At 75.7% G+C, this 13,918-nt stretch carries 18 protein-coding genes; 10 read left to right on the top strand and 8 right to left on the bottom strand.

Annotated elements, in window-relative coordinates; genetic code table 11:
- Positions 1–604 (top strand): glycosyltransferase family 9 protein (locus SM577_RS25825; protein WP_474588188.1); only part of this gene is annotated, 604 nt, incomplete at its 5' end.
- Between the two features lie 53 nt (positions 605–657).
- The gene (locus SM577_RS25820) at positions 658–1,521 is read left to right on the top strand and encodes an alpha/beta hydrolase family protein (RefSeq protein ID WP_302917197.1); all 864 of its coding nucleotides are present in this window, start codon (positions 658–660) and stop codon (positions 1,519–1,521) included.
- Between the two features lie 116 nt (positions 1,522–1,637).
- Here the strand turns inward: SM577_RS25820 and SM577_RS25815 are convergent, their stop codons facing one another.
- On the bottom strand, positions 1,638–1,808 hold the full coding sequence (locus SM577_RS25815) for a hypothetical protein (RefSeq protein ID WP_302917198.1): 171 nt from the start codon (positions 1,806–1,808) through the stop codon (positions 1,638–1,640).
- Positions 1,809–2,052: 244 nt separating this feature from the next.
- Between SM577_RS25815 and SM577_RS25810 the strand changes: the two genes are divergently transcribed.
- Both SM577_RS25810 and SM577_RS25805 read left to right on the top strand, forming a co-directional pair.
- Positions 2,053–2,682, top strand: coding sequence for a hypothetical protein (locus SM577_RS25810; RefSeq protein ID WP_302917199.1), 630 nt, complete (start codon positions 2,053–2,055; stop codon positions 2,680–2,682).
- Between the two features lie 165 nt (positions 2,683–2,847).
- Positions 2,848–3,210 carry a hypothetical protein gene (locus tag SM577_RS25805; RefSeq protein WP_302917200.1) on the top strand — a complete coding sequence of 121 codons (363 nt, stop codon included), beginning with the start codon at positions 2,848–2,850 and terminating at the stop codon, positions 3,208–3,210.
- A 225-nt stretch (positions 3,211–3,435) separates the two neighbouring features.
- On the opposite strand, the gene SM577_RS25800 is transcribed toward SM577_RS25805, so the two are convergent.
- Together SM577_RS25800 and SM577_RS25795 are read right to left on the bottom strand one after the other, a co-directional pair.
- Complete coding sequence (locus tag SM577_RS25800; RefSeq protein ID WP_474588187.1) at positions 3,436–3,627, bottom strand: hypothetical protein; 192 nt, start codon at positions 3,625–3,627, stop codon at positions 3,436–3,438.
- Positions 3,628–3,724: 97 nt separating this feature from the next.
- Positions 3,725–4,636, bottom strand: a complete 912-nt coding sequence (locus tag SM577_RS25795) for a DUF72 domain-containing protein (protein ID WP_474588186.1) — start codon at positions 4,634–4,636, stop codon at positions 3,725–3,727.
- A gap of 118 nt (positions 4,637–4,754) precedes the next feature.
- Between SM577_RS25795 and SM577_RS25790 the strand changes: the two genes are divergently transcribed.
- The 3 genes from SM577_RS25790 to SM577_RS25780 all read left to right on the top strand — a co-directional run bounded on the left by SM577_RS25790 (position 4,755) and on the right by SM577_RS25780 (position 6,976).
- The gene (locus tag SM577_RS25790; RefSeq protein WP_302917203.1) at positions 4,755–5,264 is read left to right on the top strand and encodes a DinB family protein; all 510 of its coding nucleotides are present in this window, start codon (positions 4,755–4,757) and stop codon (positions 5,262–5,264) included.
- Between the two features lie 143 nt (positions 5,265–5,407).
- Positions 5,408–6,190, top strand: a complete 783-nt coding sequence (locus SM577_RS25785) for a hypothetical protein (protein ID WP_474588185.1) — start codon at positions 5,408–5,410, stop codon at positions 6,188–6,190.
- 84 nt (positions 6,191–6,274) lie between these two features.
- Positions 6,275–6,976 carry a Pr6Pr family membrane protein gene (locus SM577_RS25780; RefSeq protein WP_474588184.1) on the top strand — a complete coding sequence of 234 codons (702 nt, stop codon included), beginning with the start codon at positions 6,275–6,277 and terminating at the stop codon, positions 6,974–6,976.
- Here SM577_RS25780 and SM577_RS25775 read toward each other — a convergent pair.
- A complete protein-coding gene (locus SM577_RS25775; RefSeq protein ID WP_474588183.1) occupies positions 6,948–9,005 on the bottom strand; it encodes an amylo-alpha-1,6-glucosidase in 2,058 nt (685 codons plus the stop codon). The two genes, SM577_RS25780 and SM577_RS25775, sit on opposite strands and share 29 nt — an antisense overlap.
- Entirely contained in the window at positions 9,002–9,379 is a 378-nt protein-coding gene (locus SM577_RS25770) for an SCP2 sterol-binding domain-containing protein (protein WP_302917206.1), read from the bottom strand. Before SM577_RS25770 ends, SM577_RS25775 begins: the two co-directional genes overlap by 4 nt.
- Before the next feature lie 221 nt (positions 9,380–9,600).
- On the opposite strand from SM577_RS25770, the gene SM577_RS25765 reads away from it, so the two are divergent.
- A complete protein-coding gene (locus SM577_RS25765; RefSeq protein ID WP_474588182.1) occupies positions 9,601–10,647 on the top strand; it encodes an NAD(P)-dependent alcohol dehydrogenase in 1,047 nt (348 codons plus the stop codon).
- 12 nt (positions 10,648–10,659) lie between these two features.
- Here SM577_RS25765 and SM577_RS25760 read toward each other — a convergent pair whose 3' ends face one another.
- A complete protein-coding gene (locus SM577_RS25760) occupies positions 10,660–11,169 on the bottom strand; it encodes a mycothiol transferase (protein ID WP_302917208.1) in 510 nt (169 codons plus the stop codon).
- 77 nt (positions 11,170–11,246) lie between these two features.
- Here SM577_RS25760 and SM577_RS25755 point away from each other — a divergent pair, with 77 nt between their 5' ends.
- Positions 11,247–11,762: a 2'-5' RNA ligase family protein gene (locus SM577_RS25755; protein WP_302917209.1), complete on the top strand. Its 516-nt coding sequence runs from the start codon at positions 11,247–11,249 to the stop codon at positions 11,760–11,762.
- 80 nt (positions 11,763–11,842) lie between these two features.
- Here the strand turns inward: SM577_RS25755 and SM577_RS25750 are convergent, their stop codons facing one another.
- Entirely contained in the window at positions 11,843–12,748 is a 906-nt protein-coding gene (locus tag SM577_RS25750; protein WP_302917210.1) for a siderophore-interacting protein, read from the bottom strand.
- Positions 12,749–12,824: 76 nt separating this feature from the next.
- Positions 12,825–13,052, bottom strand: coding sequence for a hypothetical protein (locus SM577_RS25745; RefSeq protein WP_474588181.1), 228 nt, complete (start codon positions 13,050–13,052; stop codon positions 12,825–12,827).
- Positions 13,053–13,231: 179 nt separating this feature from the next.
- Here SM577_RS25745 and SM577_RS25740 point away from each other — a divergent pair, with 179 nt between their 5' ends.
- The gene (locus SM577_RS25740) at positions 13,232–13,846 is read left to right on the top strand and encodes a TetR/AcrR family transcriptional regulator (protein ID WP_302917212.1); all 615 of its coding nucleotides are present in this window, start codon (positions 13,232–13,234) and stop codon (positions 13,844–13,846) included.
- The last annotated feature ends 72 nt before the right edge of the window (positions 13,847–13,918 follow it).

Raw genomic sequence — 13,918 nt, 5'->3', positions numbered from 1 at the left:
AATCGACCGCTGGTGCCGCCTACTCGCCTGGTACGACATCCCCACCGACCGCACCGACCTGCACCTGCACCGCCCCCCACCCGACGGCATCCCGACCGGGGTGAGCATCGTGCACCCCGGCGCGAAGGCGACGCAGCGACGCTGGCCGCCGGCCCGCTTCGCCCGGGTGGCCCGGGAACTGGCCGGGCGGGGGCATCGGGTGGTGGTCACCGGCAACCGGGGGGAACGCGGGATCGCGGTGGCGGTGGCCCGGTTGGCCGGGCTGCCCGACGAGGCGGTGCTGGCCGGCGAGACCGACCTCGGCGACCTCGCCGCGCTGGTCGCGTACGCCCGGCTGGTGGTCAGCGGCGACACCGGCATCGGGCATCTCGCCACCGCCTACGGCACCCCCTCGGTCCTGCTGTTCGGCCCGGTGGCCCCGGCGCAGTGGGGGCCACCGCCGGACCGGCCCTGGCACCAGGCGCTCTGGGTCGGGCCGGTGCCGCGGGCCGCGGCGGACGACACCGCACCCCACCCGGCCCTGGCCGCGCTCGACGTGTCGCAGGTCCTCGCCGCCGTGGACCGGGTGCAGCGGCACCGGCCGGCCCTGCTGCCCACACCGTAGGAGGGCGGCCGGTGGTGGACGGTCCGCCAGCTACCGGCAGGTAACCTGAGCCCGTGAACGCGACGGCGGAGTACGCGCAGGAGTTCGTCGAGGTCGACGGGGCCCGGCTCGGGATCCAGGTCTACCCGGAGCCGGAGGGGGTGGCGGCGGCGCCGGTGGTGGTGATCTGGCCGGCGATGGGAGTGCGGGCCCGCTACTACCGCCCGTTCGCCGCCGCGCTGCGCGCCGCCGGCCTGGCGGTCGTGGTGGCCGACCTGCGTGGCACCGGGGAGAGCACACCGAGACCCAGCCGTGCCTGCCGGTACGGCTACGCCGAGCTGGCCACCGACGTGGGCGCCGTGCAGGCGGCGCTCAAGCCCCGGCTGGACGGCCGCCGCACGGTGCTGCTCGGGCACTCCCTCGGCGGGCAGGTCGCCCTGCTGCACCTCGCCCTGCACGGCACGGACGCCGTCGACGGCCTGGCCCTGGTCGCGGTCGGCGTCCCGTACTGGCGGTCCTACCCCGGCGCCCGGCGGTTCGGGGTGCTGCCGTACACCCAGGGGATCGCCGCGACGGCCCGGCTGCTCGGCGTCTGGCCGGGCTGGGGCTTCGGCGGCCGTCAGGCGCGCGGGGTGATCCGGGACTGGGCGCACACCGCCCGCACCGGCCGTTTCCCCCGGCTGGACGGGGTGGACGCGGAGGCGGCCGTGCGCGCGGTACGCACCCCGGTGCTCGCGGTCAGCGTGGACGACGACCAGTACACCCCGCACGGGACGATGGACCAGCTCTGCGCCAAGCTGGTCAGCGCCCCCGTGGCCCGGGAGCGCTACACGGTGGCCGAGGCCGGCGCCCCGCTGGACCACTTCACCTGGGTGCGGGCCGCGACCCCGCTGGCCGACCGGGTGGCCGCCTTCACCGCCGGCCTGCCGGCCCGCTGACCGGCGCCCCGCGCGCCTGATCCCCGCCCGGGCCGGCACGGCCCGCCGGTCGCGCCGCCCGCAGGGATGCCGACGGCGCATCGGTCACCGGCCGCCGGGCGGTGCCGCGCCCGGGGTCACTCCTCCTGGTCGACCGGCACCATCCGGCCGTCGCGCTCCACCCGGGTCTCGCCGTGCTCGGCCGGCGGCGGGACCTGCGCGCTGGTCTTGCGCGGGTCGTTGTCCGGATGCATCAGGACGGCGTCGGTCTTCTGGGTCTTCTCCCTGCTCTCGTCCGGTTGCGACATCCGCTTCCCCTCCCCCTCGAACTGCCTCGGTCACGAACTACCCACCGCCGCCCGGCCGACTCCTCGGCACGCCGGTCGGCTCTCCCAGGGACCGTCCGCACCGGCCGGACCGCCCCCGGTCGTCCCGGCGGCTCCCCGATGTCCACCGGGCTCCGCGTCCGGGGCGTCCCGCCTGATGACGGGCGGGATTAGCGGCCCGGGTGGTGGGTATGCCGCGACGCCCGACACGGTGGAAGGGGATCAGATGTCCGAACGGCACACCGCACTGCGCTCGATGCACGATCTGGGCTTGGCGGCCTGGTTCGGGGGCTCCCTGATGGGAGCGTTCGGCGTCAACGGCGGAGCGGCACAGATCAGTGACTCGACCCAGCGGCTTCCGGTGGCCTCGGCGGGCTGGTCCCGGTGGACCCCGGTCAACGCCGCCGCGATCGGCGCCCACCTCGCGGGCGCGGTCGGCGAGCTGGTGACGGAGAGCCCCCGGGTGATGGCCCAGACGGGGGTCGGCCGGGCCAGCACGCTGAAGACCGCGCTGACGGTCAGCGCCCTCGCGGTCACCGGCTACAGCCGGTTGCTCGGCATGAAGCTCGAGAAGGCCGGCAGCCCGCCGGTGGACGGGATCACCGAGCCGAACCACCAGACGCCGTCGAACGTCGCGTCCGCCCAACGCCAGATGAAGGCGCTCCAGTGGGCGGTCCCGGCGCTGACCGGCGCGCTGATCGTGGTCACGGCGTACATGAGCGAGCAGCAGAAACCCGGCGAGGTGTTCCGCGGGATGCTGAACCGGGTCAGCGCGATGGGCTCGCCCAGGGCGGTCGGCAAGATGGCGGCGCTGACCGCGCTCGGGAAGCGGATGCCGATGTCCTCCCGCCGCTGACCCGGCCCCGAGCACACGGCGTCCCGCCGGCTCCTCGACGGCGGGGCGCCGGCCGGCGTGCCCGGACGCCGCCACGCCGGCCGAGCGTCCCGGCACCGCGGGGCATGACCGGGGCCGGGACGGGCAATCCGCGCCGGTAGCGGCGGAGCGACCAGCGAGGTGAGCATGGCACCAGCAGACGGACGCGGCGGCGACGGACGTGACGTCGCCACCCCGTGGAAGACGACCGACGGGTTCGACGCCGAACCACCCTGGGGCACCGGCGAGCACGACCCGATGGACGAGGGCAGCGAGGAGACCGCGGTACCGGAGGGCCGGCGCGGGGAGCGCCGCGCCGGCCAGCCGGCCGGACCGTCCGGCGGACGCGGCCGGCACGGGTTCGGTCCGGTCGAGCCGACCCGGACGGCCGAGGCGGGGCCGGGCGCGCCGCCGGACCCGGCGCCGTCGCGCCGGTCCTTCCCGGACGACGCGGACATCGGGGAGCGGACCGAGGACGCCTTCCGGACCCAGGGCCGGCGCCACTCGTAGCCGGCGGTCACCGGGCCGGCCCGCCAGGGCCGGTCGGTCGCCGCCCGTCCGGGCGCCAGGGCGGCCGTTCCCGGTGCTCCAGAGCCGGGGTGGCGATCGACCCTTTCCCGGCGTGGTGGCCGGGTGCCGCCCGGCCGGACGGCGGCGGGCGGACGACCGGCGCCGGGGTGACCGGCGGGACGGCGGCGGGTGGACGACCGCCCCGCCACCCGTCCCACGCGGCGGTCAGGAACCGCTGCGGTCCTCACCGGCCACCGCGGTGGGCGGCGGCTCGGTCACCGGGTGCCCGGTGTCGTCCACCAGGCCGGGCACCATGCTGCCGCCGTGCGCCTCCTGCGCCTCCCGGGTCCGGCGGGCCGCCGCGTCGTCCGGCACCGCCGGCGTCCGGTCCGCTGACCGGTTCTCCTGCTGGCTCATCGTGTGCTGTCCCTCCGTCGTTCCTCGTCCCGGCCGGTACCCGGCCGCCCCACCGGGAAACCACACCGCCGGGACGGCGCCACGCGGCCGCCGGTCCTCAGCCGGTCGGGACGGCGCGGACCGCCCGGCCGTCGACCGGCGTGACGCCGAGCAGCCCGGCCAGCCGGGCGGCGTCCCGCTGCGCCTGGTCGCCGCAGCAGTTGTTGAACAGCACGTGCAGTTCGTCGCTCTGCCCGGCCAGCTCGACCAGCAGCTCCGCCCACCGGCGCAGCTCCTGCTCTCCGTAGGCGTAGCGGAACTTCTCCTGCTTGTCGCCGTCGGCCCAGTCGGCGCTGTGCCCGTGGAACCGGACGAGCGCGAGGCCGGCGGTGGCGTACAGGATCGGCGGCACCGAGGACGGGTGCCCCTGCGGCATGTCCACACAGGCGAAGGTGAGCCCGCGATCGCGCAGGAAGGTCAGCGTCTCCGCCGCGGCCGTACCGTCGAACCAGGACCCGTGGCGCAGCTCCACGGCCACCCGCCACGGCCGGCACCGCTCGGCCAGGTCGGCGATGCGCCGCTGGGCGGCCGCGCCGCGGGCGAACCAGGGCGGGAACTGCAACAGCACGGCGCCGAGCCGGTCGGCCGCCGCGAGCGGCTCCAGCGCCGCGTGGAACCGGGCCCACAGCTCGTCGTACGCCGCCGGCGGCAGGTCCCGGCGGCGGATCCGGGCCGGGCCACCGGCCGGGCGCAGATCCCGCGGCAGCGCCGCCACCGGGGTGGGGTGGCCGGTGAAGAGGCTGAACGCTTTGACGTCGAAGGTGAACCCCTCCGGCGTGGCGTCCACCCAGCCCTGGGTCGTCTCCGGCACCGGCACCGCGTAGTAGGAGGTGTCCACCTCGACCAGCGGGAACCGGCTGGCGTACCAGCCGAGCCGGGCGGCCGGGGTGTTCGCCGCCCGGGGATACCACCCGGAGCGGAGCAGCATCCGGTCGGCCCAGCCCGACGTACCCACCTTAATCACACCCATGTAGTTCAGTGCACCGCTGATCGGGCGGATCGGCAACCGGAGACGCGGCCGGGACGAAACCGTCGGTGGTCCGGCCTATCCTGACCCTCGCCACGACGTCGGGTGAAGGGTGACATCGATGACCATCTCGGAGCAGGTGACCACCACCAGCGAGCGGGCTGATCTGCTGCAGACGCTGCGCCGGCACCGCGGGTTCCTCCGGCAGACCGTCGACGGGCTCACCGACGAGCAGGCGGCCCGGCGCACCACCGTCAGCGAACTCTGCCTCGGCGGGCTGATCAAGCACGTGGCGGGCACCGAGCACCGGTGGATGCTCTTCGCGGTCGGCGGCGCCGAGGCGATGGAGAGCGAGCCGGTGGACTGGGCCGGCCAGTTCCGGATGACCGGGGGCGACACGCTGGCCGCCCTGCTCGACGACTACGCGCGGGTCGCCGCACGGACGGACGAGCTGGTCCTGACCCTCGACCTGGACGCCGCGCACCCCCTGCCGCAGGCACCGTGGTTCGAGCCGGGCGCGAGCTGGTCGGTGCGCCGGGTCCTGCTGCACCTGATCGCCGAGACGGCCCAGCACGCCGGGCACGCCGACATCCTCCGTGAGGCGATCGACGGCGCGAAGACCATGGGCTGACGGCCCCGGCGCCCCGGCGGTGCCGGCCGCCCCGCCGCCGGGTCTTCCGCCACCGTCCCGTCCCCGGTGCGGTCCGCCTCCCGTCCCACGTCACACCGGTTTGATGTGACGCCACCGGAGCCGGTGGCGCTGAGGGACACGAGATGAACGCACACCGGATGGACCAGGAGACCGTCGAGCGGCTGCTCGACGGTCCGGTCGTCGACCCGCAGGACGGTCCCCGGCCGTTGGTGCTGCTGCTGACCGCGGTCCGCGCCGCACCACGCGACGATGAGCTGGCCGGGGAGGGCGCGGCGGTGCACGCGTACCGCCGGGCGCTGGCCGGCACGCCGCTCGACCTGCCGGGCCGGCCACCGCAGCGGCTCACCCTGACCGCGTTCGGCGTCCGGGCCCTGGTGGCCGGCATCGCCCTCGCCGCCACCGGCGGGGTGGCGTTCGCGGCCGCGAACGGTACCCTGCCGAACCCGTTGCGCGAGCCCGCGCCGGCCAGTGCGCCACCGTCGACCCCGTCGCTCCCGGCCGCCTCCCCCGGCGGCTCGGCGGGTCCGTCGGCGCCGCCGTCCGGGCCGGGCGGTCCCGACGTCGCGCCGACCGCCGCGCTGACCGGCCTGTGCCGGTCCTACCGCGAGGTGGCCGACAACCCGGGCCGCGCGCTGGACAATCCGGCCATCGCTCCCCTGGTCGGCGCCGCCGGCGGCAAGGATCGGGTGGACGGCTACTGCGACCGGGCGCTGGGGGGTCCCCCGGGCCAGTCGAGGTCGCCCGGAGCCCCGACCGACCGGCCGGGTGGTGCGCCGGGCACCCGGGCGACCGACCGGCCGGCGCCGGACACGTCCCCGGACGGGCGGCCCACCGTGACCGGTGGCGACCGCGCCCCGGCCGCGAGCCCGCACCGCGGCCTCCCGCCGGGACACGCCGCGAGCTGACCGGCGGCCGCCGCTGATCGAGGCCGCCGGGCCCGGCCGTGCGGCGGCCGACCGGCCGGCGGGGCGGGCTGATAGCGTGCGCCGATGAGTCCGCGGCGTCGGGGCGTGGCGGTGGCCCTCCGTGTGGCGATCGTGATCGGCGTGCTCACCGGGATCGTGCTGACCGCGCTCGGGCCGGCGACCGTCACCGGCCCGCTGCCGTACTTCACCATCCAGAGCAACGTCGCGGTCGGCCTGCTCGCCGGGTACGCGGGCCTGCGCGCCTGGCGCGACCGGCCGGGGCCGCCGCCCGCGCTCGGGGGCGCGGTCACCCTCTACATCACCATCACCGGTGCGGTGTACCACCTGCTGCTGGCGAACCCGGCCAGCCCGTTCGCCATGGCGCAACCGGACCGCGCCCCCGGCGAGGCGCTGGGCAACCAGGTGCTGCACACGGTCGTGCCGCTGCTGGCCCTGGCCGACTGGGCGCTGGTCGACCGGCGCGGGCGGCTCCGCCCGCGGCACGCGCTGTACTGGCTGGCCTTCCCCCTCGGCTACCTCGGGTTCGCGCTGCTGCGCGGGCTGGTGGTGCACCGCTACCCGTACCCGTTCCTGGACGCGGCGACGTCCGGCTACGCCGCGGTGGGGGTGAACGCGCTCGTCTTCGCGGTCGCGTTATGGCTACTCGGTCTCCTCCTCGTCGGCGTCGACCGCGGGTTGGCCGGGCGGGCCCCGCACCCGCCGCCGTCGACCACCACGGCCGCGACCGCGGCCCCGGTCACCGCAGCCGAGGCCGGGAGACCGTGACCCGGTCCCGGCCGTACGCGTCGGCGTGGCCCCAGCGGCCCGGGATGTCCAACAGCTCGATCCGCCCGAACCCCTTCGGCAGCCGGGGATCGACCAGCAGGTTGTCCCCGCACGGGCGCAGGCCGAGCATCGTGGAGAGCAGCAGCAGCACCGCCCCGGAGGACCACGACTGGGGTCGACCCGCGCTCGGCAGCTGCACCGGATACTTCGTCAGGCTCCGCGGGTAGCCGGCGATCACCTCGGGCACCGCACCGCCGAGGGTGTGCGCCATCTCCAGGATCCCGGCGGTGATCCGGGCGGCCTGTTCGTCGTACCCGTAGCGGCGCAGCCCGGCGGCGATCAGCGAGTTGTCCGACGGCCAGATCGCGCCGACGTGCGAGCCCACCGGGTTGTACGGGCGTTGGCCGGCGGCCAGGGTACGGACGCCCCAGCCGCTGAACATGTCCGGGCCGAGCAGGTGCTCGGCCACCGCCCCGGCGCGCCCCTCGTCGACGATCCCGCTCCACAGCAGGTGCCCGATGTTCGACGAGAGCGCGTCGACCGGCTCGCCGTCCGGCCCCAGCGCGAGCGCGTAATGGCCCCGGTGCGGCAGCCAGAAGTCCCGGTTGAACCGCTCCCTGAGCTGCGCCGCCTGCCGCTCCAGCCGGTCGGCGTACTCCGGGTCGTCCCAGAACTCGCGGGCCAGGCGCGCGCCCCGCACCTTCGCGTCGTAGGCGTAGCCCTGCAACTCGCAGGTAGCCCGGGGCAGGGCGGGCGCGCGGCAGCGCCGGTCGACGATCGCGCCGGCGGAGTCCTTCCAGGTCTGGTTGACCGTGCCGGTGCGCGGGTTGCGGCTCTGGTAGCGCAGGTAGCCGTCACCGACGAGGTCGCCGTACTCGTCGATCCAGTCGAGCGCCATCCGCGCCGGGTGTCGCAGCTGCCGCACCAGCTCGCCGTCACCGGACCAGCGCTCGTACTCGTCGAGCAGGATGACGAAGAGCGGCGTGGTGTCGGCCGCGCCGTAGTAGAGCGCGGTGGGCCGGTCGCCGAAGGCGGCGAGTTCGCCGTAGCGCAGCTCGGCCAGGATCTTGCCCGGTTCCTCGTCGTGCTCGTCGTCGAGCTGCCCGCCCTGCAGCAGCGCGAGCAGGCGCAGCGTCGCCGGGGTCAGCTCCGGGACGAACGGCAGGGTCTGCAGGCAGGTGATCAGGCTGTCCCGCCCGTAGAGCGACATCGCCCACGGCAGGCCGCCCACCGGGACCCGGTCGACGGACGACAGCGGCTCGTAGCGCAGCGCGGCGAGGTCGGTGAGGCTGCCCCGGTACAGCGCGGGCAGCGCCTCGTGCTCGGCGACCAGCTGCGGCGCGCGGTCCAGCCACGCCTGGAGGTCGTCGCGCATGCCGCGGCGGATGTGGTGCCGGTGGGTGGTCAGGTCGGCCCGCATGTCCCGCCCGGCCTCGCCCTGGAAGGTCATGGCGATGTGCAGGTCGGTGTTCCACTGCCCGTCCGGCTCCACCCGGATCCGGAAGGTCATCCCGCTCCGGTCGATCTCGGCCGGCGCCGTGCTGGAGATGACCGTCTCCCGGGCGAACCGACCCCGGGCGTACCGCAGGCGCAGCAGGCCCCGCTCGGCGTCGGGGGTGACCACGACCTCGCGGTGTCGCGGCTGGCCGACCTCGGCGATGTCCGCGAAGTCGGCCCCGATCTCCATCCGCACGGTGAGGTACGCCGGCTCGGCGGCGTGGTTGAGCACGGTGAGCCGCTCGTTGAAGCTGTCGTCCAGCGAGCGGTGCCGGATCACCGAGACGTTGGCGTCGACGTAGTGGCTGGCCGCGCCGGGCACCAGGACGAACCGGGTCTCGAAGTACGTCAGGTCGTCGCGGGAGAGCGCGTTGAGCCGCTCGCCACCGACGGTGAGCACCCAGCGGGACAGGAACCGGGTGTCGAAGAAGAAGAGGCCTACCGGCGCCTGCGGGTCCACCTCGATGTCGCCCTGCCCGTCGCCGATGGCGAAGGCGTTGCCGGAGATGACGTGCAGCCGTTCCTGCCTCATCGGCCGCCACCCGTCCCGGTGGTGAGCTCCCGGGGGTGCCGGGCGTCCGGCGGCCCGGGAAAGATCCGCCGGAGCAGCATGAACAGCCGGATGTCACCCTGCACGGTCACCTCGTTGCGCATCAGCGCCTCCGCCGGGTGGATCTCCCCGCGGGCCAGTTGGTCGAAGATCTCCCGGTCGGCGCGCACCACCAGCTCGGCGTCGTCGGTCGAACGGCTCACCTGGACGCGCTGGTCGCCGATGGTGAGGTACCAGTGCTCGGTCCGGCCCTCCTCCCGCATGTCCAGCCGCACCGTGCCGGCGACGGCGTCGGGCAGCTCGACGCGGCGGCTGGGGCCCAGCCGCCGCAGGTGCTCCACCGCGGACGCGGTCATCGGCTTCCCCCCTCGCACCTCGCAGGCTCAGGGTCACCCCGACGAGGGTGAGCGGTGCTCACCCGGACGGGGTGATTCCGGGCCCGCCGCCGGCCGTGCGACGCCGGGCCGGGCCCGCCCCCGGGCGCGCTCCCCGCACCGCCTCGGTCCCACCGGTTTGTGCCGGCCCCCAGCGGGCAGACCCGCCGCTGGACGGCAACGGAGGGACGGGGGGTCGAGGCATGCGCGCACTGCGGTTGCCGGGCTGGAAGTCGGAACCGGAACTGGTCGAGGTCGACGAACCCACCCCCGGCCCCGGCCAGGTGGTCGTCAGGATCGGCGGGGCCGGCGCCTGCCACTCCGACCTGCACCTGATGCACGACTTCGAGCCGGGTTCGGTGCCCTGGAACCCGCCGTTCACCCTCGGCCACGAGAACGCCGGCTGGGTGCACGCCCTCGGCGCCGGGGTGACCGGGCTGGAGGTCGGCCAGCCGGTGGCCGTCTACGGGCCGTGGGGCTGCGGCACCTGCGCCCGCTGCCGGGTCGGCGTCGACCCGTACTGCGAGAACGTCGCCGCGGCGCCGGCGCCCGGTGGCGGCGGCGGGCTGGGCGCGGACGGCGGGATGGCCGACTACCAGCTGGTGCCGGACGCCCGGCACATCGTGCCGCTGCCGGACGGGCTGGACCCGGTGCGGGCGGCGCCGCTGACCGACGCCGGCCTCACCCCGTACCACTCGATCCGGCGGTCCTGGCCGAAGCTCGCGCCGGGCAGCACGGCCGTGGTGATCGGCGTCGGCGGGCTCGGGCACGTCGGCATCCAGATCCTCAAGGCGACCACCGCCGCCCGGGTGATCGCCGTCGACACCCGGGACGCGGCGCTGCGGCTGGCCGAGGAGTGCGGCGCCGACCTGGCCCTGCCCTCCGGCGAGGGGACGGTCGACGAGATCCGGCGGGCCACCGGCGGCCGGGGCGCGGACCTGATCCTCGACTGCGTCGGCGCGGACGCCACTCTGGCGCTGGGCGTGGCCGCCGCGCGCACCGTCGGCGACCTCACCATCGTCGGGATCGGCGGGGGCACCCTGTCGGTCGGCTTCTTCACCGTCGCGTACGAGGTGAGCATCCAGACCACCTACTGGGGCAGCCGGCCGGAGCTGGTGGAGGTGCTCGACCTGGGCGCGCGGGACCTGGTGCGGCCGAAGTCGACCACCTACCCGCTGGAGGAGGCGGTCACCGCGTACCGGCAGATGCGGGACGGCACGCTGGAGGGGCGCGCGGTCATCGTGCCCTGACCGGCACCGCCGTCAGCCCCGCTCGATCAGGCCGCGCACGTAGGCGGCCTGGCCGATGTGCTGCAGGTCGTCGTTGGCCACGCTGACCAGCCGGACGCCGAGGGTCACCGGCGGATCCCAGGACTCGTCGACCACCCGGTCCAGGTCGGCCGGGCGCAGCTCGGCCAGGAGGGCGCGGGTGCGCGCGGCCACCGCCTCGTGGTAGTCCACCAGCGCCCGCGCGCTCTCCGGCCGCACCGCGGCGACCTGCTCGGGGGTGTGCGCGTAGCCGATGTCGTCGGGGTCGGGGCGGAGTCCGAAACGCCCCGCCCAGTCGCCGGTGACCCAGAGCTGCTCGGTGTCGAAGGCGTCGGAGACGTGGTGGTCCTGGAGCCGGGTCAGGTGCCAGACCAGCCACCCGACCGGGTTCGCGTCCGGTCCGGGTGCGTGCCGCAACTGCTCCGGGGAGAGGCCGTCGACCGCCGCGCGGACGAGGGCGGGCAGCCGGTCGTACGTCTCGGTCAGCAGGTCGTTCACGTCCATCCGGCGCCTCCTGGTTGTGCCGACACCTCCGGGTACCGCCGGGGGCGACGGTCAAACCCGGCGCCTAAGGTGATCGCGTGGTCGCGGCGCTGGAGCTCTACCTGGACACCGACGCCACCCGGCGGATCCGGGTGCTCTGGGACGCGCTGGAGTCCGAGGGTGTGCAGAGCATGCGCTCCCTGCTGGAGCAGCGCCACCGGCCGCACGTCTCGCTCGCGGTGGCGTCGCGCTTCGACCCGGAACGGGTGGCCGCCGCGCTGGCCGGGACGGTGGTGGCCGCGCCGCTGCGGCTGTCCTTCCAGCACGCCGGCCAGTTCGTCGGCCGGGTGCTCTGGCTCGGCCCGACGCCGACCGCCGAACTGCTGGACCACCACCGGCGGGTGCACGACCGGCTGGCCGCGGCGGGCATCACGCTGGTCGAGCACTACCGGCCGGGGCGCTGGGTGCCGCACTGCACCCTCTCCATGCGGGTGCCGAACGTGCTGATGGCCGCGGCCGTCCGGCGGTGCCTGGAGGTGCTGCCGCTGGAGGCCACCGTCGTCGGCGCGGCCCTCACCGATCACGCCCGCGGCATCTCCCAGCCACTGCCCTGAGCCGCCGTTCGCGGTCGGGGCACTCCGGTCGCTCGGTCACCGCGGAGCGCGGCGGCCACCGTACGCGGCGGTGGGCGGGCTCAGGCGGTGTCGGCCCGGCCGAGCCGCCAGTACCCCATGAACGCCACCGCGCTCCGGTCGAGTCCCCGCTCGCCGACCAGGTGCCGGCGCAGCGTGCGGATGACCCCGGCCTCGCCGGCCAGCCAGGCGTAGAGCGGCACCGGGGCGGCCGGAGTGGGCACCTCCCAGAGGATGTCCCGGTCGACGTCCACGTCGGTGATCACCTGGTCGGCTCCGGTGCCACCGTCGCCGAGCAGCGCGCCCGCCGCCGCCGCGACCGCCGGGACGAGCCGGCAGCCGTGCGCGCCGGCGCCCCGGGACAGCCACTGGACGTCGACCCCGCGCGGCGCCACGACCGGCAGCGCGTCGGTCTCCTCGGGCACCTCCAGCAGCGCCCGGCCGCGGGCGTCGGCCGGCAGCCGCTCCAGGATGGCGCAGATCGCCGGGGCGGCGGTCTCGTCGCCGGCCAGCAGCAGGTGGCCGGTCGACGGCGGACGGAACTCCACCCCACCGTGGTCACCCGGGTAACCGGCGTCCGGGCCGAGGATGGCGATCTCGTCACCGGGCCGGGCCCGCCGGGCCCACCGGCTGGCCGGCCCGCCGTCACCGTGCAGCACCAGGTCGACGTCCACCTCGCTGAGCAGTGGGCGGACGGCCCGGACCGTATAGGTGCGGATCGGGTTGCGCCGCTGCACCGGCAGGGCCCGCCACTGCGCGTACCAGTCCTCGCCGCCGGGCAGCTGGACGCTGTTCTCGCCGGGCAGCGGGAACGCCAGCTTGATCCGCTGGTCGTAGCCGTTGTCCGCGAAACGGTCGAGATCCGGGCCGGTGAAGGTGACCCGCAGGAACGACGGGCTGATCCGGCGTACCGCGCGGACCTCGACGGTGAAGACGCGCCACGGCGCGACGGGCAGGACCTGGGTCATGCGGTTAGGGTAGGCTAACCGAATATCGGGGTGATCAGCACCCCCCACCCCGACACCCGATCGGTGGACGCGCCCGCTACGGACGCTCCTGCCGCCGGTCGCTCTCGGCCACCATCGCCCGGATCTTGCGTAGTGTGGCGTCCGGCGCGAGGATCGCCGCCCGCCACCGGTCGAGCCGGCCGCGGAGGTCCCAGACCGTCGCCCGCAGTTGTTGCACCTGCTCGCGCGAGTTCGCCAGCTGCGACCGGGCGGCCAGCGCCTCCTCCTCCAGCTCGGTCACCCGGGTCCGCAACGGCTGCACCATCCACCCGGGGATCGGACACATAACAGCAGGTCAGCGGGGTGAGCCGGGCCGGCGAGTCCGCTCGCACCGGTGGTGCGACGGCGGCCCGGCCGGAGGGTGGCCCGCCACCAGGAGTCACCAACATCACTTCACTCGATAAAAACTTGCAGAGCGTGCAAGTTTCCTCGTAGCGTCCCCGCGTGACCGTTGCCGAGCAGACCGCGCCCGGGCGCCGGGACCGCAAGAAGCGGCTGACCCGGGACGCCCTCACCACCGCCGCGCTGCGCCTGGTCGCCGAGCACGGTTTGGAGAACGTCACCGTCGAGCAGATCAGCGAGGCGGCGGACGTCTCGGCGCGCACCTTCTTCAACTACTTCTCGTCCAAGGACGAGGCGCTCATCGGCAACCCGGCGGCCGACCGGGAACTGCTGCTGGCGCGGCTGGTCGCGACCCCGCCCGGGGTGCCCGCGCTGGAGGCGATCCGGCTGGCCCTGACCGAGACGGTCGAGACGATGCAGGCCGACCGCGAGCTGTGGCGGCTCCGGCTGGCGGTCATCGAACGCAACCCGGCGCTGCTGACCCGGCTGATCGCCGGCAACGCCGAGGCCGAGCGGGCGATCGTCGAGACCATCGCCGACCGCCTCGGGGTCCCGCCCGACCACGGCCACCCGGCGCTGGTCGCCGCCGTGGCCGGCGCCGCGTTCCGCACCGCCCTGCTGCGCTGGGCCGCCGAGGCCGACACCCGACCGCTGGGGGACCTGGTCCACGAGGCGTTCGCCGCGGTCGCCGCCGGCCTGCCGGATCCCCGGCCCTGAACCCCCCACGCCAACCCGAGCGCCGCCGCGCCCGGGTCCGCCTGTCCGCCAGAAACCGCACGAGGGAGCGTC

It is taken from the genome of Micromonospora desertarenae (genome assembly GCF_056150265.1).
This window is presented reverse-complemented; position numbering and strand designations above follow the sequence as displayed.

Excerpts from the sequence above, each read along its gene's own strand:
- SM577_RS25800 (WP_474588187.1), bottom strand. The coding sequence starts at position 3,627 with ATGAGCCAGCAGGAGAACCGGTCAGCGGACCGGACGCCGGCGGTGCCG.
- SM577_RS25775 (WP_474588183.1), bottom strand. The coding sequence starts at position 9,005 with ATGAGGCAGGAACGGCTGCACGTCATCTCCGGCAACGCCTTCGCCATC.
- SM577_RS25760 (WP_302917208.1), bottom strand. The coding sequence starts at position 11,169 with ATGGACGTGAACGACCTGCTGACCGAGACGTACGACCGGCTGCCCGCC.
- SM577_RS25805 (WP_302917200.1), top strand. The coding sequence starts at position 2,848 with ATGGCACCAGCAGACGGACGCGGCGGCGACGGACGTGACGTCGCCACC.
- SM577_RS25750 (WP_302917210.1), bottom strand. The coding sequence starts at position 12,748 with ATGACCCAGGTCCTGCCCGTCGCGCCGTGGCGCGTCTTCACCGTCGAG.
- SM577_RS25795 (WP_474588186.1), bottom strand. The coding sequence starts at position 4,636 with ATGGGTGTGATTAAGGTGGGTACGTCGGGCTGGGCCGACCGGATGCTG.
- SM577_RS25745 (WP_474588181.1), bottom strand. The coding sequence starts at position 13,052 with ATGGTGCAGCCGTTGCGGACCCGGGTGACCGAGCTGGAGGAGGAGGCG.
- SM577_RS25770 (WP_302917206.1), bottom strand. The coding sequence starts at position 9,379 with ATGACCGCGTCCGCGGTGGAGCACCTGCGGCGGCTGGGCCCCAGCCGC.
- SM577_RS25780 (WP_474588184.1), top strand. The coding sequence starts at position 6,275 with ATGAGTCCGCGGCGTCGGGGCGTGGCGGTGGCCCTCCGTGTGGCGATC.
- SM577_RS25765 (WP_474588182.1), top strand. The coding sequence starts at position 9,601 with ATGCGCGCACTGCGGTTGCCGGGCTGGAAGTCGGAACCGGAACTGGTC.
- SM577_RS25790 (WP_302917203.1), top strand. The coding sequence starts at position 4,755 with ATGACCATCTCGGAGCAGGTGACCACCACCAGCGAGCGGGCTGATCTG.
- SM577_RS25815 (WP_302917198.1), bottom strand. The coding sequence starts at position 1,808 with ATGTCGCAACCGGACGAGAGCAGGGAGAAGACCCAGAAGACCGACGCC.
- SM577_RS25810 (WP_302917199.1), top strand. The coding sequence starts at position 2,053 with ATGTCCGAACGGCACACCGCACTGCGCTCGATGCACGATCTGGGCTTG.
- SM577_RS25785 (WP_474588185.1), top strand. The coding sequence starts at position 5,408 with ATGAACGCACACCGGATGGACCAGGAGACCGTCGAGCGGCTGCTCGAC.